Below are 20,827 nucleotides of genomic sequence, written 5' to 3'. Positions count from 1 at the left end.
TCGCCGCGTGGTCCGACCGCTACGACCTGAGCGTCGAGCGTCAGTTCGGCTACCTCGTCAACGGCTTCTCCGCCTCGATGCCGGCCGGCAAGATGCTGGCCCTGGCTCAGGAGAGCGCCGTCGCCTCGGTCAAGATCGAGCGTGTCTACGACCACGTCGAGACCGGAGACGCCCCTGACCTCGCCTCGTCCCAGTCCCTGGAGCTCACCCCGTCCCAGCACTCCGCGCGCGTGGCGCAGGGAGTGCCGACGGCGCTCAAGGACTACGGCGCGGACGGCACCGGACGGTCGTGGCCATCATCGACTCCGGGATCGATCCCGAGCACCAGGACATGCACCTGGACTCCAGCGCGCGAGACAAGGCCAAGATCAAGACCGTCAACCCGGCCCCTGAGGCGCACTTCAACGAGAAGGTCCCGGCCGGCTACAACTACGCCGACGAGAACTACGTCGTCAAGGACGCCACGAAGGACCAGCACGGCATGCACGTGGCCGGCATCGTGGCCGCCAACGGCTCCCTCGACGGCGAGACCGCCGAGCAGGCGTGGGCCAAGGGGCGTCTGGACGGCGTCGCCCCGAACGCCCAGCTGCTGGCCATGAAGGTCTTCTCCAACTCCGGCGGCGGCGCCCGCGACGCGGACATCATCGCTGCCATCGAGGACTCGGCGAAGCTGGGCGCGGACGTGCTCAACCTCTCCCTGGGCTCGCCCAACGGCCTCAACGACACCTCCGACGGCACCTACCGCGCCCTGGCCAAGGCACGCCAGGCCGGCGCCATCGTGGACATCGCCGCCGGCAACGCCGGTCTCAGCTTCTCCTCCGACGAGTCGACCTCTGACCTGCTGGGCGTCCTTGACGACGCCGCCCTGGGCTCGCCCTCCTCCAACGCCGACGCCTTCACGATCGCCTCGATCGAGAACACGACGGTGACTCAGCCCCAGGCCTATCGGGTCATCGACGGTTCAGAGCAAGGCATGCTCTACTCCCTGCAGTCCGGCACGGCTGACGGCCAGGACCACCCGCTGGTGGACGTGGGCCTGGGCCGGCCCGAGAACTACACCGCCGGCCAGGACCTTGCCGGCGCCTACGCGCTGGTCGAGCGCGGCGAGATCACCTTCGCGGACAAGCTCGCCAACGCGGTCGAGCACGGCGCCGGCGGCGTGCTGGTCTTCAACAACGCTGCGGGCGGTGACGAGCTGCTGTCCATGGCCGGGATCGACTCCTACACGGTTGCGGGCGGCTCGATCCCGCGCAGCAAGGCCCTGGAGCTTCGCCAGGCGCTCGAGCAGAACAAGGACGTGAGCATCCGTCTGACGACCGAGGTCCTGGTCTCGGACAACGACAAGGCCCTGACGCCCTCCTCCTTCACCTCCTGGGGACCGACACCGTCGCTGGACTTCAAGCCCCAGCTCGCCGGCATCGGTGGTGAGGTCTACTCCACCCTCAACGACAACCGCTACGGCACGAAGTCGGGCACCTCGATGGCAACCCCGAACGTGTCGGGCATGGCCTCGCTCATGGTCGAGGAGTACGCCCAGCGCTTCCCCTCCCTGTCCGCCACCGAGCGCGCTGAGCTCATCCGCGTGGCGCTGATGAACACCGCGCAGATCCCTACCGACGCCCAGTCCGTTCCCTACTCCCCGCGTCAGGTCGGCGCGGGCCTGGCCCAGGTGGACAAGGCCATGGCGACCAGCGTCTACGCCACGGTCGAGGACCAGCCTGACAAGGCCGCCGTCGCCCTGCGCCAGATCGACGGCGCTCGCTCCTTCACGGTGACCCTCACCAACCGCTCGGACAAGGACGTGCGCTACACGGTCCCGGCCCAGCAGGTGGTGGGCGAGTCCAACGAGGCAGGAGCACAGACCACCACTCACGTCTCGTCTGAGTCCCTGGTCGCCGACGCCTCCGAGGTCACCGTCCCGGCCGGAGGCAGCGCCACGCTCAGCTTCACGCTGACACCTGACACCTCCTCCACCCACTACATCGAGGGCTGGGCGCGTCTGGTCTCGGTCACCGAGGGCGCCCCGGACCTGTCCGTGCCCTACCTGGGCCTGGTGGGCGACTGGAACGCCGAGGCGATCGTGCGCGCGCCGGGCGACCCCCTGCCCGCCTCCTACGACCCCAACGCCTCGGCCACCGGGCTGGTAGCCACATGGAGCGGAATGACCGTTCCGCTGAGCTCTGAGCTGGGCACCTTCGCGGTCTCCCCCAACGGCGAGGGTGACATGGACGTCGTCGCCCCGAGCCTGGTGCTCATGCGCAACGCCTCGGACGCCGAGTACGAGGTCGTCGACTCCTCCGGCCAGGTCCTCAAGGTCATCGGTCAGGAGCAGGGGCTGCGCCGCTCCACCGGCTCCGAGGTCTCGGTGGCCGATGGCTCCAGCGCCTACGTCGCCACCTCCCAGACCTTCGATGGCACCGTGTGGGACCCGGCCAGCGCCGAGTTCGTCCGCGTTCCCGACGGCCAGTACACCTTCCGGGTGCGTACCCGCCTGAGCGCAGACACAGCGTGGCAGACCACCGAGATGCCCTTCACAATCGATGCCACGGCCCCGGTGCTCACCTTCGGCACGCTCCAGGACGGCCGCCTAACCATCACGGTCACCGAGACCGGCTCCGGGCTGATGGACGTGCCCACCGTCACCGGCCCCGACGGCAAGGACCTCACGGTGACCTCGACCGGTGAGAACACCTTCGTCGTCGAGGTCCCGCAGGGCACGCCCTACCTCACCGCCTCGGTCGTCGACCGCGGGTTCAACCTCGCTGTTGCCACCACGATCCTGGCACCGGACACCGACCTGGTCATCCCTGACGCTGAGACTCTGTCCTCCTCCGTCATCGTCTCGGCCTCGCCGCTGGTGTCCGGTGGCCAGCTGCACCTGCAGGCCTTCGTCTCCTCCACGGTTGACCACCTCACCGTGGCCGGCCAGGAGGTCGAGGTGGCCGACGGACGCGCCAACGCCTTCGTCCCGCTGACTGAGGGCCGGCAGGAGATCGAGGTCGTGGCCTACGCCGCGGACGGGACGGTCCTCCAGACCCTGACGGTCCCGGTCACCTACGACTCCCAGGCGCCGGTTCTCACGGTGACCGGACAGCTGGACGACGACGGCGCCCTCGCCCTGGCACAGGACGGCACCGTCACCGTCACGGGCTCGGTCAGTGACGAGCGTGGTGACGCCGCGTTGTCAGTCACGGTGGCCGGTCAGAAGGTCGAGGTCGGCCCTGACGGGTCCTTCTCTGTCACCTTCACCCCGGACGAGAAGCTGGTGACCGTCCCCGTCGTCGCCTCCGACGGGGCGAACACCGCCTCCACCAGCCTGCCGATCGCCGGCCGCTCGGGGCAGACCGAGGCCGCCTTCACACCGCCGACCTTCAACGGCAGCTGCCAGGCGAACCTCAGTGCCTGCTTCGTCTCGGCCGCGGACAGCGGGGCCACAGCCACCAGCTACACGCTGACTGGCTCGATGGGTGACGCCTCCGTCATCCGCCTGACCCCAGCCACGCGCGTCAGCGAGGACGGCTCGGTCATCAACCCCGAGCCGATCCAGGCCCGGAACAACGGCGACGGCACTTTCTCCCTCGATCTGCCCACGCAGCCGGGTATCAACCAGTTCCGGCTGGAGGTCCTGGACAGCACGGGGGCGGTCGTGCCCGGCTACGACCACGCCTTCTTCCTCTACCTCGACGTCACGATGCCGACTCTCTCCTTCGCCACGCCCACGCTCTACGACGGCGTCCTGTACACCAAGGACAGCCCCGTCACCTTCGCGGGCAGCGCTGAGGACGACGGCTGGGGCTACCAGCTCAAGATCAACGACTCGGCCGTCATCGACGTCTACAACGGCTCCGGCACAGGACCTGAGTCCAACAAGCGGGAGTTCTCCCGGGACGTCACCGTCGCCGACGGCGACATCCTGCTGATCGTGGCGGGTGACTCGATGGGCAACACCCTGGCCGGTGGGATCCCGGTCGTCGTCGACACCCAGGCGCCGGACACCCAGATCAGCACCGTCAGTGAGGGCGAGACCGTCGCCGACCAGCGGGTCCTGACCGTCTCGGCCACGGACCAGCACCTGGCCACCGCCCAGGCCACCGTTGACGGCAAGGTCGTCGACTCCCTGTCGACCCCGACCACCGCCAAGGCCGGCACCGTTCAGGGCGCGCTGGCTCCCGCCGGCTCGTCAGCCTCCTCGCAGGAGGGCGAGGAGCCCAATACAGCGGCGTCGCAGCAGGCGGTCCCGGACGAGGCGACCCAGGAGGAGGCTCGCGGCGAGGCCGGGCAGGCCGCCCGCGCGGTCGATGAAGCTGACTCCCCGGTCCTGAGCGCCCAGGTACCCACCGCGGACCTGGCGCTGGGCCGTCACACGGTGTCGGTCACCGCACGCGACCTGGCCGGCAACGAGTCGACCCAGACCGTCAGCTTCGTCGTCGACGCCGCGGCGCAGATCGAGGGAGCCGACGCCCTGTCCCTGCTGGCGGGCACGGTCCTGACCGAGGGCGAGCAGACGGTCACGCTCGTGGCCACCGACACCGCCGGACGCACCGTCACGCTCACGCTCACCCTGGAGACACTGACCCTGCACGACGGCCAGGTCACAGCCACGGGAACCTTCCGCCGCGACGACGCCCTGAGCGCCACCGTGAGCGATGGCCGCCTGGTGGTGTCCAACCGGGAGGGTCTGGCAGCCATCGAGGCGGTCATCACCGCCCCCGCCGTGCAGGGCACCAGCGTGTGGCGCGTGCTGGCTGACGGCCGTGAGGTCCCGGTGGCCTCGACCTGGGCCGAGGGCGTGGTGACCTTCACCGGTCCCTCGCGGGCGACCTACCTACTGGTCGCACCGGGTCAGGCTCCCGACGCCGTCGTGACCGGTTCCTGCCAGGGCTCGACCGCCGCTGCATCCGGCTCTGCGACCGGACGCAGCCAGCGTGGTTCCCTGTCACGCACGGGCGCTGACTCCGGCACCCTCCTCCTGGCCTCCACGATGGTGGTCGCCACGGGCCTGGTCCTGGCGGCTCGCCGCCGTCGTCAGGCCTGAGCCACGGTGGGCCGGGGCAGGGACCTCCTGCCCCGGCCCGCCCCGGCTCATGCGCGGCAGCGCCCGTCCCCTCGGTGGGGACGGGCGCTGCCGCGTCCAAGCCGACGAGGCGGTCTCACACGCGCAGACCAATCCCACGCATGCGCTGTACGGCACCCTGCGACAGTGCCTCGTGGAGGTCAGCGCGGTCTGCTGGTCCTTCCAGCAGAGCCGGGTAGGTGGCCAGCATGCCCAGCAGGGTGCCGATCTCCTCCCCCACCACGCGTCGTCCCCACAGGCCCAGGCGACCGGCCAGCTGGGCGTCGGCCTCGATGCCGGGCAGCAGCTGGGCCACCGCCAGGGTGTCAAAAGAGTCCTCGCGGACCAGTCCCGCCAGCTCTCCGGCGTGCTCCTGCCCCAGGCCCGCGACCAGGGTCAGGCAGAAGTCACTCAGCAGCCCCAGGCTCAGGTAGGTCTTGAGCAGGCGCTCGGGCCAGTCGGCCGGGCGCAGGCGCTCGTCAAACTCACCCAGGGAGCCACGGAAGACCTCTGCGAGCGTGGTGGCCTGCCATCCCTGCTCCGCGCAGACCGCCTCCACCTGAGCGAAGGAGTCCACACGGCGCGCCGCCGTCTGCAGCAGCTCGATCCTCAGGGCCATCGAGGGAGCCTTGTCCGCGTCCTTGGCGTGCCGGATGCTCGCCACCGAGGAGGCGAAGGCAACCATGCCCAGGACCGCGGGCAGGTACCCGGTGGAGGACGGCGCTGACAGGGGCGATGGGGCATCAGTCATGGACACAGCGTAGGTCCCCCACTCTCGCCGTGAGTTCGCCCACGCCGGCCCCGTAGGGCCGCCGCTGACCAGGACGGAAGCGATGACGGGCCGCTAAGGTGGCCCTGTCCACGGTTGCCCGGTCGTCCAGCAGCCACGCCCCGCCGGCTCGAGGCCCTGAGCGGAGCAGATTCACGATCGGCTGCCATCGATGCCAGGCCGCCCTCGCCGCCGCCTGTCAGCCCGAGGCCCACCGCCTCAGACCCGGCAGGCCGCGGCTAGCGAGCCTGTGCCGCTGTCCGGCACGGGAACGCACGCGGCCGATCAGACTGAAGGAACGTCGTGACTGACGACATCACCGCCCAGGACGCCAGCGAGCCCGGCGCCCAGCCCACCACCGACGCCGCCCCGGCCCAGCCGAGCTCCGGGGTCATCGAGACCAGCCAGGCCCACGCGCCCGTCCTGGACGAGGCCACCCCCGACATCACCGACGAGGGCGACGAGACCGACCTGAGCGCCAAGACCTTCGCCGACTACGGCGTCGAGCCTGAGATCAGCCAGGCCCTGGCCGACAAGGGCATCCTCCACCCCTTCCCGATCCAGGCCCTGACCCTCCCGGTCGCCCTGGAGGGCCGCGACGTCATCGGCCAGGCCAAGACCGGCACCGGTAAGACGCTCGGCTTCGGCATCCCGCTGCTCATGGACACGCTGGGCCCCGGTGAGGAGGGCTGGGACGAGGACCCGGCCTCCGGTTCACCGCAGGCCCTGGTGGTCCTGCCCACGCGCGAGCTGGCCAAGCAGGTGGCGACCGAGCTCTCCCAGGCCGCCGCCAAGCGCACGGTGCGCATCGTCCAGGTCTACGGCGGCCGCGCCTACGAGCCCCAGATCGAGGCGCTGGAGAAAGGCGCGGAGGTCGTGGTCGGCACGCCCGGACGCCTCATCGACCTCATGGAGCGGGGCGTCCTGTCCCTGGACCACGTGACCACGGTGGTGCTGGACGAGGCCGACGAGATGCTCGACCTCGGCTTCCTGCCGGACGTGGAGAAGATCCTGGCCCGCACCAGGCCCGACCGCCAGACCATGCTCTTCAGCGCGACCATGCCCGGCGCCGTCGTCGCCCTGGCCCGCCGCTACATGTCCAAGCCGACCCACATCCGCGCCCAGGACCCGGGTGACGAGTCGATGACGGTCACCAGCGTCAAGCAGGTCGTCTACCGCACCCACGCCCTCAACAAGGTCGAGGTCGTCTCACGTATCCTCCAGGCCCACGAGCGTGGACGCACCATCATCTTCACTCGCACCAAGCGCACTGCGGCGCGCGTGGCCGAGGACCTGAGCGCGCGCGGCTTCGCGACCGCCTCCCTGCACGGGGACCTGGGGCAGGGTGCTCGCGAGCAGGCGCTGCGCGCCTTCCGCCACGGCAAGGTCGATGTCCTGGTGGCCACGGACGTCGCCGCCCGAGGCATCGACGTCGACGACGTCACCCACGTCATCAACTACCAGTGCCCCGAGGACGAGAAGATCTACGTCCACCGGATCGGCCGTACCGGGCGAGCGGGCAATTCTGGTACCGCCGTCACCTTCGTGGACTGGGACGACGTGCCCCGCTGGCGCCTGATCGCCAAGGCCCTGGGCCTGGAGGCCGAGGAGCCTGTGGAGACCTACCACACCAGCGAGCACCTCTTCGCTGACCTGGACATCCCCGAGGGCGTGACCGGCACGCTGCCCAAGAGCCAGCGCACGCTGGCTGGCCTGGCAGCGGAGGAGATCGAGGACCTGGGAGAGACCGGTAAGCGTCGCCGCGACGGCGAGGGCGGGCGCGGTTCGCGCTCCGGTGGCCGCGGCGGACGCGGTGCGCGCGGCGGCAGCTCGACGAGCCGGGGTGGCTCGGCGGAGCGGGGTGGCTCGCGCGGCCGCCGTGACGGTGAGCGGTCTCGCGGGAGCGAGGCAACCGGCTCCGAGGGCAGCTCCAGCGCGCAGCGCAAGCCTCGGACGCGGACCCGCAAGCGCACGCGTGGCGGTCGCCCTGCCGGCGGCTCAGCCAGCACGGACTGAGGCTGCGCCAGCAGGCAACGAGCCAGCGGGAATGAGCGGTGACGTCGTGGGCGTCGGGGTAGACCCGGCGCCCACGATCGTCGTCTCCAGACACTGGCCGCCGCTGGCCCACCCCTCAACACGCCCATCACACGAGCCGGCCATCTCCAGACACAGACCATCTCCAGGCGAAGACCACCATTCGTACAAAGCCGGCACTGTATCCAGACCTAGCACTGTCCCTGAGCCGAGCACCGCTGCCGGACCCCACACCGTGTGAGCGCCTCCGTCAGCCAGCCACGGACCCGCTGCTCACAAAGAGCGGCCCGCACTGGTACCGGCGCAGTTCTCAGGACACCAACGGCAGCCTCCGGCACCGGGCGGACCCTCCACCGCGCTCAGAAGTGCTGGTGCAGCCAGGCCAGGATCCCGTCACCCATCATCTGCACCGCGATCGCGGCCAGCAGCAAACCGAAGATGCGCGTGAGCACACGGATCCCAGACTCCCCAAGCACCCGGTGCAGAGGCAGGGAGAAGCGCAGCGACAGCCAGATGACGGCGTGAGTGGCGACCAGGGCTGCCACGATGCTCACCCACCCCACCACTGGCGTCCTGGCAGAGTCCACGGCCACCATCGCCGCGACGATCGCACCCGGGCCCGCGAGCAGCGGTGTACCCAGCGGCACCAGGGCGGCGTTGGCCGACACCGCGTCTGGGTCCGGGTTCTCGTCGGTCCGGTCCGTCAGCAGCTCCAGGGCCACCAGCAGGAGGAGCAACCCGCCGGAGAACTGCAGCGCCGGTACAGAGATCCCCAGGAAGGTGAGGATGTAGCGGCCAAAGAGCGCGAAGGCCACGATGACAGCGAATGAGACGAGTGTCGCCTGCCGGGCTGAGGACCTGCGCTGGGTGTCGGTCTGCCGACTGGTCAGCGACAGGAAGATCGGCACCGCGCCTAGCGGGTCCTGAATCACCAGGATCGTGGTGAATGACGTTGCGAACAGGGACAGACTGAAGATCGAGTCGAGCATGCGGGGTCTTGCGATCCTCTACTAGGGGGCGGATGACAGGCAGCGTAGACGGTTCGGAGGCAGCCGGTCACCTGAGCACGAGCCGGCTGCGCCGTCGTCACGGCGTGAGGAGCGGAAGGCACCCCTCGTCGACGATCTGCTCCAGCAGCTGTGGAGACATGAGGTTCTCCCCCAACCGGTTCGGCTTGCCCTGACCGTGGTAGTCAGACGCTCCTGAGCAGGCCAGTCCCAGTCGATGGGCAAGATCACGTGCCTGCTGCCGTTCAGCGGAGTCGTGGTCCCGGTGGTCTACCTCCAGCGCGGCCAGGCCCGCCTCAGCCATGCGTGCGAAGGTCTCGTCGGGCACGAGACGACGCTGCCGCCCACCAGCCCGAGGGTGCGCCGCCACCGGCACGCCTCCCGCAGCCCGGACGAGCTCACAGGCACGCACCGGATCCAGCGCCCAGTGACCGACGTAGTAGGGGCTGCCGGTGGCCAGCGGCCCGGCGAAGGCCGCCGACCGGTCCGGGAAGGCGCCTGCCGCCACGAGGGCGTCGGCGATGTGCGGGCGCCCGATCGTGGCAGCGTGCTCCGACTGGGCCAGCACGTCCTCCCAGCTGATCGGGTAGTCCTCACCGAGGAGCTCGACGATGCGTTGCGCCCGGCTCGTGCGCGAGGAGCGAGCCTGTTCGAAGGCCTCCTCCAGGCCCGGCGACTCCGGGTCGGGCAGGTAGGCCAGCAGGTGGAGGGTGACCCCGCGGTCCATGCAGGAGACCTCGACGCCGCGCAGCAGGCTCACCCCCGTCTCGGCGACCGCAGCAGCCGCCTCGTCCCATCCTTGGGCGGTGTCGTGGTCGGTCAGGCCGATGACGTCGAGGCCCGCCCGGGCGGCGGCGTGCATGAGCTGCGAGGGGCTGTCCGTGCCGTCGGAGCAGGAGGAGTGGGTGTGTGGGTCGATACGCACTCACGCAGTCTAGGAGGCCGACGACGACGGCCCTCGCCGACCACGACGCCCACCGACAGCGACCCTCGCCGACCACGACGCCCACCGACAGCGACCCTCGCCGACCACGCGTCCGCCGGCCACGAACCGGCCGATGGGAACCCCCACCACCCACGAAGCCGCCGGCCGGAGCCAGCCGCGCCCACGCCGTCGTCGTCAGCAACCGCCCGGCCAGGCCCCCTATCTCCGCAACCCGCGCGCCGTCGTCGTCCAGGCAACCGAGCCCGCCCCGTACCCGGCCGCCACGGCGCCCTCTGACCTGGGGTCCGCTGACCTGGCGCCCTTCACGCCGGTAGCCCGGCCAGAGCGGCAGCGGCGCTGTGGCCCAGGCTGTCCAGCAGTGACAGGATGCGGTTATGAACGACACCCAGCACACCTCGACCTCCTCCGAGGAGGAACCACAGTCCCTCGCCCAGCGCGGCAGCAACCGCTCGCGCCAGCCCACCAACCAGGCCTTCCGAGACTTCATCGGCTCAGGCTGGGGCCCGCGCCCGGCAGACCTACCCGCCCAGGGAGCGGCGGCGCCCTGGGCAGCCAAGCGGCAGGCAGCCCTCGGGGCGAGGTTCGTCGGCGAGCGGCTCGTCATCCCCGCCGGTCCCCTCAAGACCCGCAACAACGACAACGACTACCGCTTCCGTCCGCACTCGGCCTTCGCCCACCTGACCGGCACCGGCACCGACTTTGAGCCCGACGCCGTGCTCGTCCTGGAGCCGCTGACCGCACCGGGGCAGGCACCAGCCGAGGGCGAGGTCACTCACGAGGCCGTCCTCTACTTCCGCCCCCGCGCCTCACGCTCCAGCGAGGAGTTCTACGCCAACCCGCGCTACGGCGAGCTGTGGGTGGGGGTGCGGCCCTCTATCAAGGAGGTTGAGGCCGTCACCGGGATCCGCGCCGCCCACATCGACACCCTGGGGGACGCTCTGGCCAAGGACGCCGGGGTCGACGGCGTGCAGCTGCGCGTCATCGCCGAGGCTGACGAGGCCGTCACCTCCCTGGTGGACCAGGTGCGTCAGGCCGCGGGACTGGCCAGCGGGCAGGAGGCGACGCAGGTCGATGACGCCTTGGCCGAGGCTGCCAGCGAGCTGCGCATCTGCAAGGACCCCTGGGAGGTCGCCGAGCTTCAGAGGGCCGTGGACATCACCAAGGCAGGCTTCGACGACCTCATCCGCTCCATCCCCCGAGCCACCGGCCACTGGCGTGGCGAGCGGGTCCTCGAAGGGGCTTTTGGCGCCAAGGCGCGCGAGGAGGGCAACGGCCTGGGCTACGAGACCATCGCCGCCGCCGGCAACCACGCGAACACCCTGCACTGGATCGGCAACGACGGGCCTGTTCGCCCCGGCGAGCTGGTGCTCGTTGACGCCGGCGTCGAGGTCGACTCTCTCTACACCGCTGACGTCACCCGCACCATCCCGGTGGACGGCCGCTTCACCGAGCCTCAGCGACGTGTCTACGAGGCGGTGCTGGAGGCGGCCGACGCTGCCTTCGCCCGCGCCAACGAGCCCGGCTGCCGCTTCCGCGACGTCCACACCGCGGCGATGGAGGTCATCGCCGCGAAGGTGGCGCAGTGGGGGCTGCTGCCTGAGGGCGTCAGTGCTGAGGACTCCCTGTCCGCCGACGGGCAGTACCACCGCCGTTGGATGGTCCACGGAACCAGCCACCACCTCGGCCTGGACGTCCACGACTGCGCTCAGGCACGCCGCGAGATGTCGATGGATGCTGAGCTCGCGCCTGGCATGGTCTTCACCATCGAGCCGGGCCTGTACTTCCGGGAGGACGACCTGCTCGTGCCCGAGGAGCTGCGCGGCATCGGCGTGCGTATCGAGGACGACGTCGTCGTGCGTGAGGACGGCACCGTGGAGTATCTGACGGCGGGGGTCCCACGGACCGCGGACGAGGTCGAGGCCTGGGTCAGTGGCTTGATCGACGGCTGAGATCGAGCCTCCCACCCCTGACAACGCGCCTGCGGCGTGAGATCGAGCGAGACACGCACGACCACACCGCAGGCGCGTTCGCACGCCACAAAGACTCGTTCACACGACGCAAAGGCCCGTCCTCAACGGGCGCGCGGCATGAGTCAGCCCGTGCCCCGCAGCAGCATCACGCTCCAACGACCCCACCCCACCACCAACGCCCCGACGCCTGTCCGCCGTCGCCACCCTTGACAATCCATCGTTACCTAGCGATATTATCGCCGCATGACGATAGTTCACGAGCTTCTACCTACTGATGTCGCCCAGGATGACGACGCCGTCGCCCGGGCTCGCTCACTGGCCCACCTCCTGGCGGTCCTCGGTGACCCCACCCGCCTGGCCATCCTGTCCCACCTGCGCGGTGGCGAGCACCGGGTCGGCGAGCTCGCCAGCCACCTGGGCCTGGCTCAGTCCACCGTGTCCCAGCACCTAGAGGTGCTGCGCGGTGCCGGCCTCATCTCCACGCACGCCCACGGCCGCGCCCACGTCAGCCAGCTCGAGCACGCCGACGAGCTCACGGCCGTGCTCGTCGCCACCTCCTGCCTGGCGCGAGCAGCCCAGGTGCCTACCGAGGGAGCGCACGCATGACTTCCCCCCGCAATACCCCGATCTCTGAGACGCACGACTCTTCGAGACTCACCGATGCGCTGCGGGACTCACGCGGAGCCGGTTCCCCTCACGACCACGGTCACGACGCCGGCTCCTCCCACGACCACGGTCACGGACACGCCCACAACCACGGTCAGGGCGCTGGCCGCACCCGCCTGTCGATCGCCCTGGCACTGACCTCCGTCGTCCTGGTGGGCGAGGCCGTCGTCGGCTGGCTCTCCGGCTCACTGTCACTCCTGGCCGACGCCGGCCACATGGCCACGGACTCAGCCGGGCTGGTCGTCGCGCTACTCGCCGCCCACCTGGCCTCCCGTCCCTCCACCGACCGCTCGACCTGGGGCATGCGGCGCTCCGAGGTCCTCGGTGCCACCCTCCAGGCCGGCATGCTCAGCATCGTCGGTGTCACCGTCGCCGTCCGGGCCGTCATCAACCTCATCCAGCCCGAGACGATCCACGCCGAGGGGATGCTCGTGATGGGGGTGATCGGCCTGGCCACGAACCTGGTCAGCCTCTCCGTCCTCATGGGCGGGCGGGGCACCAGCCTCAACATGCGCGCGGCGTGCCTCGAGGTGGCGGGGGACGCGCTCGGCTCCCTCGGCGTGATCGTCGCCGGGCTCGTGATCCGCCTGACCGGCTGGGTCCAGGCCGACGCCGTGGCCTCCCTGCTCATCGCGGCCCTCATCGTCCCGCGAGCGGTCACCCTCCTGAGCGCGGCCGGGCGGGTGCTCATGGACTTCACCCCCACCGAGCTGGACCTGGCGGAGGTACGCCGACACCTCAGCGAGCTGCCCGAGGTCCTGGCCGTCCACGACCTGCATGCCTGGAGGGTCTCCAGTGACCTGCCAGTCCTGACGGCTCACGTGGTGGTGCATGACTCCTGCCTCGACGCCGGCCGCAGCGAGGAGGTGCTCGACGCCCTCCAGCAGTGCGTGGCCGAGCACTTCCCGGTCCGCATCACGCACGCGACCTTCCAGATCGAGCCGGACGGTCACCGCGAGCACGAGGCCGCCGGCTGCAGCTAGGCGCTGCCGGTCGCCTGTGCCCTGGCCGCAGGTCCCACGGCCCGCGGCTAGGGCTTGCCACACGGGACGCCGCCACTCAACGCGGAGGCAGATCCCGCGGCCAGGGTCTCGGCCCACGGCCAGGGCTCAGCCACGCGGCCACCGGCATCGAGGTAGCGCAGCGGACCTACCCGGAACAGCCTCAGCCGTCCAGGTGAGTCCTCGCGTAGGCCAGCGCCCCTGCCAGCCCCTCGCGACGCTCCTCCTCGCTCATTCCGCGGGTGTTCACCTCCACGACCACCTGCCCGCCGCGCTCGGCGAAGCCGGTCCGGTCGAGGTAGCGCAGCAGCCCCGCACAGTCCTGGTTTCCCTCGCCCGGCATGAGGTGGTCGTCGCGGAAGCCGGGCATGCCGTCGGTGAGGTGGAGGTGCCGCAGCGTCGGTCCCAGCGATCGAGCCATCGCCAGCGCGTCGCACCCGGCGGTCGCCGCGTGCGAGACGTCGAGCGTCACGGAGCGGTACCCCTGGCCAACCGGGTCCCAGGTCGGGGAGTAGGCCTGGAAGTCCCGGGTGGAGTGCGGGTCCCGGGGCCGCCAGGTGAACATGTTCTCCACCGCGTAGAAGACGCTGCCCTTCCGCTCCCTGTCGGCGATACCGCGCACGAAGGAACGCGCGTAGCGGGTCTGCCAGAAGAAGGGCGGGTGGAGCACGACCGTCGGCGCCCCTACTGCGATCGCCAGCTCGGCTGAGCGGTCGATCTTGCGCCACGGGTCCGCGCCGAAGACGGAGCGAGTGAGCAGCAGGGTCGGGGCGTGCACCGCCAGCACCGGCTGGTCGTAGCGGCGCGCCAGCTCCGCGAGCGCCTTCGGGTCCTGCGTCGAGCGCTCGGACCAGACCATGACCTCCACACCGTCGTAGCCCAGCTCAGCAGCCAGACGGAAGGTGTACTCCGCCTTGCCCAGGGGGCACGAGGCGGTCGACAGCCCGACCGGGGTACTCATCCAGCCTCCTTCCTCCGAGGCGCTATGCCTGTCCGGGACGTGCCCGGCTCAGTCGTCCTGGTCCGACGACGGTGCTGCCGGGTCCGTCGTCGACTCGCCGTTGTCCGGGGCTGGCCCCCTGTCCGGCTCCGTGCCCGCAGCGGGGCTGGCCTCGGTCACCGAGGGGGTGCTCGCCGCGGAGCGCTCCGCCGGCGCCGCGGGCCCGGGCGCGTCCTCGACGGCCTGTGATCCTGACTGGACCTGGTCCGCCGAGCTGAGGCGCACCCCGAAGCGGGGCTGCTCGTCCGGACGGGAGCCGAAGGTGGTCGGGCCGCCGCCTCGGCCTGCCTGACGAGCCGCTCTGCGCTCCTGGGCACGACGTGCCGCCTCACCCCCGCGGGAGAGGTTTCCCGCCAGGCCCGACAGCGCGCGAGCCGCGTCCATGACGTGCTCAGCGGCGATGATGGAGTAGCGCGAGGCCACGACAGCACTGGTGGAGGTAAAGTCCCGGCGCCCGCGGGTCATGGCATATCCCACGACCTGGAAGAGGGCGCCCCACAGCACCCCCATGAGCACCGCGGAGCCCATGAGAGCGACCCCGCCCATCTGGCTCGGCCCCACCAGCGCCAGCAGCGCACCGAAGAAGAGCCCCAGCCACAGGCCCGAGACGGCCCCGGAGACGATGGCTCGACCCCAGCTCATCCTGCCCGTGATGGTCTCGACCTGACGCAGGTCCGTGCCGACGATCGCCAGGTGCTCAACCGGAAACCCCTCGTCACTGAGCATGTCGACGGCGTGCTGCGCCTCGGCATAGGTCGCGAAGGAGGCCACCTCCTCGCCCGGAGGCATCGCTCGGCCACGAGGCGTGGCGGACGGCTGTGGGCTCGCGCTTCCGATGGGCTGGCTCATGGCTGTATGGTCGCACGCCACCTCCGGGCCGGCAGCGGCCAGTGGGACGTTCACGCTGCTGGCGCATAGTGTGTGCTCATGGAGAACACGATGGCCCGCACAGCCTCGCGCGGCAGCACGAGGGTCTACGTCGCCCGGCTGGTCGGCACCACCGTCTTCGACCCCTTGGGGGACGCGGTGGGCAAGGTGCACGACGTCGTCGTCCTCATCCGGCTGCGTGGTGAGCCCCGGGCGGTCGGCCTCGTCATCGACGTCTCGGGACGCCGTCGAGTCTTCCTGCCCCTGTCCCGCGTCACCGCGATCGAGCCCGGAGCCGTCATCACGACCGGGCTGGTCAACATCCGACGCTTCTCCCAGCGCAAGGTCGAGACCCTCGTGGTCGGCGAGCTGCTGGACCGGGTGGTGACGCTGCGCGACGGGACCGGCAAGGTCACCGTCCGTGACGTCGCCATCGAGGTGGACCGCAACAAGGACTGGAAGGTCACGCGCCTGTTCGTCCAGCGCGCCTCCTCCGGGCCGCTGGGGCTGCGCCGTGGCGAGACCTTCACCGTGCGCCCGGACGAGGTCACCGGCCTGGCTGCCAGCGACGCGCAGCAGGGTGCCACCGCCCTGCTCGCCACCATGGAGGACCTCAAGGCCGCCGACCTCGCGGACGTCCTGTCCGACCTGCCCCTGGCCCGTCAGGTCGAGGTCGCGGCTGAGCTGGAGGACGAGCGCCTGGCCGACGCCGTCGAGGAGCTGAGCGACGACGACGCCGTCGCCCTTATCTCCGCCCTGGACACCGCCCGTGCCGCTGACGTCCTGGACCACATGCAGCCCGACGACGCCACGGACCTGGTCTCCGAGCTCCCCCAGTCCAAGGCGGCCGAGCTGCTCGCCCTCATGGAGCCGGAGGAGGCCGCCGACGTACGCCGCCTCATGGCCTACGACGAGTACACAGCCGGTGGTCTCATGACCACCGAGCCGATCATCCTGCCGCCCGAGGCGACCGTGGCGACCTTCCTCGCTCACGCACGCAAGCGCGAGGTGCCCCCGGCCCTGGCGTCAGTGGCCTTCGTCTGCCGACCGCCCACGGAGTCCCCGACCGGACGGTTCCTCGGCATGGTCCACCTGCAGCGGGCGCTGCGTGAGCGCCCCCAACGGCCTGTGGGAGCGCTGCTCGACACGGACCTGGAGGACGTCCACGCCAACGACTCCATCGGCACCGTCACCCGGTTGCTGGCCACCTACAACCTCACCGCCCTGCCTGTCCTGGACGACGCCGGCCGCCTGCTGGGCGCGGTGAGCGTCGACGACGTCCTCGACCACCTCATGCCGGACGACTGGCGCGAGGCCGACGACGAGGTCACTGACGAGACGATCGAGAGGAGCGCCAATGGCTGAGTCGCTCGACACGCCCCTGGAGACCGGAAAGCGGCCGCGCTGGCTGACGCAGCGCTCGTCCGGCCAGGGGGACGCCTTCGGGCGCTTTGCGGAGGCCACGGCCCGGTTCATGGGGTCGCCACGTTTCATCCTCTACATGACGGTGTTCGTGGTCGCCTGGATCACCGCGAACGTGGTCCTGGTGCAGTACGCGCACCGTTACGCCTGGGACGCCTACCCCTTCATCCTGCTCAACCTGGCCTTCTCCACCCAGGCCTCCTACTCGGCCCCGCTCATCCTCCTGGCGCAGAACCGTCAGGACGACCGGGACCGTGTCACGGCGGAGCAGGACCGGCAGCGCGCCGAACGCAACCTCCAGGACACGGAGTTCCTCACTCGCGAGATCGCCTCGCTGCGCCTGGCCATGAACGACGTCGCGACCCGTGACTTCGTGCGTGGAGAGCTGCGGGACGTGCTGGAGGAGATCCTGGCTGAGGAGCGCCGCGGACGCGAGGAGATCGTCGCGGAGGTCGTCGAGGTGGTCGAGGAGCTCTCTGACGAGGAGCACGAGCGCTCCTGACCCCGGTCAGGCGGGCTGGCCGCCGGGGAGCTGAGGACAGCCCGGCGTCAGGCTCCGGCAACCGTGTTCAGGGCCTGCTGAATCGTCTCGGCGTAGACCTGGCCGCCCTCGGCAGCGGGGTGGACCTGGTCCTGGGCGAGCATCTCCGGGTGGGGGGTGATGGCGGCGTTCCAGTCCGCGACAGCCACCTGCTCGGGGTGGGCCGCCGCGTAGTCCTGGATCGTCTGGTTCGCCCCCGGGATCCAGGTCGTACGGGCCGGGCCGTAGCCGGTGACCAGCACCAGCCTGCGCTCCTGGCCGAGGTAGCTCAGCAGCCCCTCGAGCTGTTCCGCGCTCACCGAGCCGTTGGTCGCCAGCGCGACGACGACGTAGGGGCGGGGCCCGTAGCTCGCGTCCATCTCCTGCAGGGTGCTCACAGCCGCGTAGAAGGAGCGTGAGACCTGCGCGTCGATGGCGATACCCGGCAGCACCGCCTCCAGGCCCGGCGCCGAGGCGAGGGTCACCGAGTCACCGACGACCTCCACCTGGTCCCCCGTCACCTCAGCGACAGGCTCAGGACTGGACGTAGGTGAGGGCGACGCCGTCGTCTCTGACGGTGCGGCAGCCTGGGCGGAGGCCAGCGCCCGGGCCCCGCTGGCGATCGCCTCCTGCGCGGTGGACAGGCGAGGCTGGGCCGAGAAGGCGAGGGTCACCAGCAGCACCGCAGCAGTGACGACGCCGGACATCGCCAGCACCGAGCGCGGACCGGCGTGGGCCGCGCCCCCGATCCACCCCTTGAGACCCTTGAGACGGATCGGGGTCTCGACGTAGCGGTAGGACAGCTCGGTGGCGGCCAGGGTCAGGGCCATGACGGCACCCGCGACCAGACGCGGGTCCGTGGTGGGCGGCACGCCGTAGAAGGCCAGGACCCAGACGGGCCAGTGCCAGAGGTACAGGCCGTAGGAGCGCTTGCCGAGCCAGGTCATCGGGGGCAGGTCCAGCACGGCAGTCAGCCACCGCGCGGGGCCCGGGTACTGGCTGACCTCGGCGGTCACGGCCTGGACGACCGCCACCGCACACAGTGAGGCGCCCACGAGCCACAGCGTCGGCTCAACCAGCCAGCCGCCCGCCTGGCTGCCGTCAGCACCCAGCCTGGCGCACAGCAGCAGCCCCGTCAGCCCCAGCCAGCCCAGCACCCCTCTGGCGAGCCGCTGGGAGGTGCTCACCGCCAGCGTCTCGCAGGCCTCGTCGTCGGTGGCGTACCCGTGCCACAGCGCGAGCGCCGCGCCGAGCATGAGGCCGAAGGCGTGGGTGTCCGTCCCCATGTAGACCCGCGAGGCTGAGGCACCCGTGAGCGTCGCGACGAGGGCGACCGTCGCTGAGAGCAGCGACAGCGCCAGGCAGATCCATGCTCCCCGGCGCGTGCGGTCGCGGCTCGTGCCGCGGCGGAGTACAGCGATGACGACGAAGGGCCACAGGAGGTAGAACTGCTCCTCCACCGCCAGCGACCAGACGTTGGTCAGCAGGAGGGGCTGGGCGAGGTCGAAGTAGGACGAGCCCGCCAGGATCTCGACCCAGTTGTAGACCAGGGTCGCCGCGCCGAGCACCTGCCGACGCACTCCCAGCAGGACGTCGCCTCCGAGGAAGGCGGCCAGGCAGACCACCACGACGACCGCGATAAGGAGCGCGGGCACGATCCTGCGCAGACGCCGCGTCCAGAAACGGCGCAGGTTGATCGTTCCGGTGGCACGGTGCTGACTGAGCAGCAGGCTGGTGATGAGGAACCCGGAGATGACGAAGAAGGCGTCCACCCCGACCATGCCGCCGGGCAGGAGCCCGGGGGCGAGGTGGTAGACCAGGACGAGGACGACGGCGATCGCACGCAGACCGTCCAGCCCCGCCACGTGCCTGCCCGCCCGGGCCTGGGGCGCAGCAGGCGCCTCGGGCGTAGCGGACGCGGCGGGCACCGGCCCGCTACGACGGAGCGTCAGCTGGGGGAGGGGGAAGGTGGGCATCGGCGAGTCTCTCTGGGGTCGCGGTCCCGGGACCGGGACCTGTCTCAGCCTAGGCAGGACTGGTGCCGGTGCCGTGGTGCGACAGGGCCGTACACGTGCTACGTGCTCCTCACCACGATCGGGGCCCGCTGCCTGGTACATAGGATGGGCCCATGTCGACCATCCCTACACAGGACCAGGTGCGCGAGGCGCTCGGACGCGTCATCGACCCTGAGATCCGTCAGCCCATCACCGATCTCGGCATGGTGGAGTCCATTGACGTCAGCCCGGAGGGCGTGGTCACCGTCAGCGTCCTGCTGACCGTCGCCGGCTGTCCTCTCAAGGACACGATCACGGCCGACACCCGCAAGGAGGTCGGCGCGCTGGAGGGCGTTACCGACGTGCAGGTGCGCATGGGAGTCATGAACGACGAGCAGCGTGCCGCCCTGCGCAGCCACCTGCGCGGTGGGGAGGCGGAGCCTGAGATCCCCTTCTCCAAGCCTGGCAACCTCACTCGTGTCTACGCGGTGACCTCCGGCAAGGGCGGGGTCGGGAAGTCCTCGGTGACGACCAACCTGGCTGCGGCCATGGCCGCCCAGGGACTGAGCGTCGGTGTGGTGGACGCTGACATCTACGGCTTCTCCGTCCCCCGCATGCTGGGGGTGGACCACGTCCCCACCCAGCTCGACGGAATGATCGTGCCGCCGGTGGCGCACGACGTGAAGGTGATCTCCATCGGCATGTTCGTGGAGGACAAGCAGCCGGTGGTCTGGCGGGGCCCGATGCTCCACCGGGCGGTCCAGCAGTTCCTCTCTGACGTCTTCTGGGGGGACCTGGACGTCCTCCTGCTCGACCTGCCGCCGGGCACCGGCGACGTGACGATCTCGGTGGCCCAGCTGCTGCCCAAGGCTGAGATCCTCGTGGTCACGACGCCGCAGACGGCGGCGGCCGAGGTTGCCGAGCGCACGGGGCTGATCGCCACCCAGACCAAGCAGAAGGTCGTCGGCGTCATCGAGAACATGTCCTACCTGCCCCAGCCTGACGGCACGCGCCTGGAGGTCTTCGGCTCCGGGGGCGGCCAGGCTGTCAGTGACTCGCTGTCACAGGTGCTGGGCTACGAGGTCCCTCTGCTGGCTCAGCTTCCTCTGGACATCAAGCTGCGCGAGGGTGCGGACGTCGGCGTTCCCGCCACGGTCAGCGCTGGGGGCAGGCCGGCGGCTGACGCTCCGGCCGCGATCGAGCTGGCCCAGGTCGCTCAGCGCCTGGGGCACCAGGAGCGGGGCCTGTCAGGCATGAAGCTGGGTATCAGCCCGGTCTCTAGGTAGTCGGCGACACTCCTTCGCGGACCGAGGGGCCGGGAGCTCCCCACGCTGAGGAGCCAGCTGTGCGCTGGGGAGCGGTTCTCCGCACACTGAGGGGGCTCCCCCGCCCACGCCGTCGCCGCGTCCGTACCCACCTCCGTTCTCCCCACATTGAGGGGGGGGCTCCCCGCAAGGCCAGCAGGAAAGGCCGGTACAGACCCGTTGAGGTCTCGTACCGGCCTTTCTGCGATTCGCGAGCGTGCGGGGGCGTTGTCTTCATCAGCGTGGTCTCATGCACGCGCCAGCCCGTGCTTCG

General features: G+C 70.6%; 14 protein-coding genes. 8 read left to right on the top strand and 6 right to left on the bottom strand.

The window, feature by feature from the left end; translation table 11 throughout:
• The first annotated feature begins 289 nt into the window (after nt 1-289).
• Entirely contained in the window at nt 290-5,035 is a 4,746-nt protein-coding gene (locus tag CYJ26_RS05580; RefSeq protein WP_034234697.1) for a S8 family serine peptidase, read from the top strand.
• A 115-nt stretch (nt 5,036-5,150) separates the two neighbouring features.
• Here the strand turns inward: CYJ26_RS05580 and CYJ26_RS05575 are convergent, their stop codons facing one another.
• On the bottom strand, nt 5,151-5,804 hold the full coding sequence (locus tag CYJ26_RS05575; RefSeq protein ID WP_034237073.1) for a ferritin-like fold-containing protein: 654 nt from the start codon (nt 5,802-5,804) through the stop codon (nt 5,151-5,153).
• Between the two features lie 321 nt (nt 5,805-6,125).
• Here CYJ26_RS05575 and CYJ26_RS05570 point away from each other — a divergent pair, with 321 nt between their 5' ends.
• Nucleotides 6,126-7,838, top strand: coding sequence for a DEAD/DEAH box helicase (locus tag CYJ26_RS05570; protein WP_034237025.1), 1,713 nt, complete (start codon nt 6,126-6,128; stop codon nt 7,836-7,838).
• 377 nt (nt 7,839-8,215) lie between these two features.
• Here CYJ26_RS05570 and CYJ26_RS05565 read toward each other — a convergent pair whose 3' ends face one another.
• The gene (locus CYJ26_RS05565; protein WP_024035217.1) at nt 8,216-8,845 is read right to left on the bottom strand and encodes a MarC family protein; all 630 of its coding nucleotides are present in this window, start codon (nt 8,843-8,845) and stop codon (nt 8,216-8,218) included.
• Between the two features lie 97 nt (nt 8,846-8,942).
• Nucleotides 8,943-9,788 (bottom strand): PHP domain-containing protein, encoded by an 846-nt coding sequence (locus tag CYJ26_RS05560; protein WP_034237026.1) that lies wholly within the window; start codon nt 9,786-9,788, stop codon nt 8,943-8,945.
• A gap of 395 nt (nt 9,789-10,183) precedes the next feature.
• Between CYJ26_RS05560 and CYJ26_RS05555 the strand changes: the two genes are divergently transcribed.
• The 3 genes from CYJ26_RS05555 (at nt 10,184) to CYJ26_RS05545 (ending at nt 13,428) form a co-directional block, all read left to right on the top strand.
• Nucleotides 10,184-11,758, top strand: coding sequence for an aminopeptidase P family protein (locus CYJ26_RS05555; protein ID WP_034237027.1), 1,575 nt, complete (start codon nt 10,184-10,186; stop codon nt 11,756-11,758).
• 264 nt (nt 11,759-12,022) lie between these two features.
• Nucleotides 12,023-12,385 carry an ArsR/SmtB family transcription factor gene (locus CYJ26_RS05550; protein ID WP_024036303.1) on the top strand — a complete coding sequence of 121 codons (363 nt, stop codon included), beginning with the start codon at nt 12,023-12,025 and terminating at the stop codon, nt 12,383-12,385.
• Nucleotides 12,382-13,428 carry a cation diffusion facilitator family transporter gene (locus tag CYJ26_RS05545; protein WP_101638097.1) on the top strand — a complete coding sequence of 349 codons (1,047 nt, stop codon included), beginning with the start codon at nt 12,382-12,384 and terminating at the stop codon, nt 13,426-13,428. Before CYJ26_RS05550 ends, CYJ26_RS05545 begins: the two co-directional genes overlap by 4 nt.
• A gap of 181 nt (nt 13,429-13,609) precedes the next feature.
• On the opposite strand, the gene CYJ26_RS05540 is transcribed toward CYJ26_RS05545, so the two are convergent.
• On the bottom strand, nt 13,610-14,407 hold the full coding sequence (locus CYJ26_RS05540; protein ID WP_024036301.1) for a sugar phosphate isomerase/epimerase family protein: 798 nt from the start codon (nt 14,405-14,407) through the stop codon (nt 13,610-13,612).
• Nucleotides 14,408-14,455: 48 nt separating this feature from the next.
• Nucleotides 14,456-15,295 carry a YflT domain-containing protein gene (locus tag CYJ26_RS05535; RefSeq protein ID WP_229083003.1) on the bottom strand — a complete coding sequence of 280 codons (840 nt, stop codon included), beginning with the start codon at nt 15,293-15,295 and terminating at the stop codon, nt 14,456-14,458.
• A 78-nt stretch (nt 15,296-15,373) separates the two neighbouring features.
• On the opposite strand from CYJ26_RS05535, the gene CYJ26_RS05530 reads away from it, so the two are divergent.
• Together CYJ26_RS05530 and CYJ26_RS05525 are read left to right on the top strand one after the other, a co-directional pair.
• Nucleotides 15,374-16,678: a magnesium transporter MgtE N-terminal domain-containing protein gene (locus tag CYJ26_RS05530; protein ID WP_034237028.1), complete on the top strand. Its 1,305-nt coding sequence runs from the start codon at nt 15,374-15,376 to the stop codon at nt 16,676-16,678.
• Nucleotides 16,671-17,237: a DUF1003 domain-containing protein gene (locus CYJ26_RS05525; protein WP_024034511.1), complete on the top strand. Its 567-nt coding sequence runs from the start codon at nt 16,671-16,673 to the stop codon at nt 17,235-17,237. Before CYJ26_RS05530 ends, CYJ26_RS05525 begins: the two co-directional genes overlap by 8 nt.
• A 47-nt stretch (nt 17,238-17,284) precedes the next feature.
• Here the strand turns inward: CYJ26_RS05525 and CYJ26_RS05520 are convergent, their stop codons facing one another.
• Nucleotides 17,285-19,231 carry an acyltransferase family protein gene (locus tag CYJ26_RS05520; RefSeq protein ID WP_081944989.1) on the bottom strand — a complete coding sequence of 649 codons (1,947 nt, stop codon included), beginning with the start codon at nt 19,229-19,231 and terminating at the stop codon, nt 17,285-17,287.
• Nucleotides 19,232-19,383: 152 nt separating this feature from the next.
• On the opposite strand from CYJ26_RS05520, the gene CYJ26_RS05515 reads away from it, so the two are divergent.
• Nucleotides 19,384-20,535 carry an Mrp/NBP35 family ATP-binding protein gene (locus CYJ26_RS05515; protein ID WP_024035687.1) on the top strand — a complete coding sequence of 384 codons (1,152 nt, stop codon included), beginning with the start codon at nt 19,384-19,386 and terminating at the stop codon, nt 20,533-20,535.
• Nucleotides 20,536-20,827 lie beyond the last annotated feature (292 nt).

The organism is Actinomyces urogenitalis, assembly GCF_002861525.1.
Taxonomy (GTDB): Bacteria; Actinomycetota; Actinomycetes; order Actinomycetales; family Actinomycetaceae; genus Actinomyces; species Actinomyces urogenitalis.
This window is presented reverse-complemented; position numbering and strand designations above follow the sequence as displayed.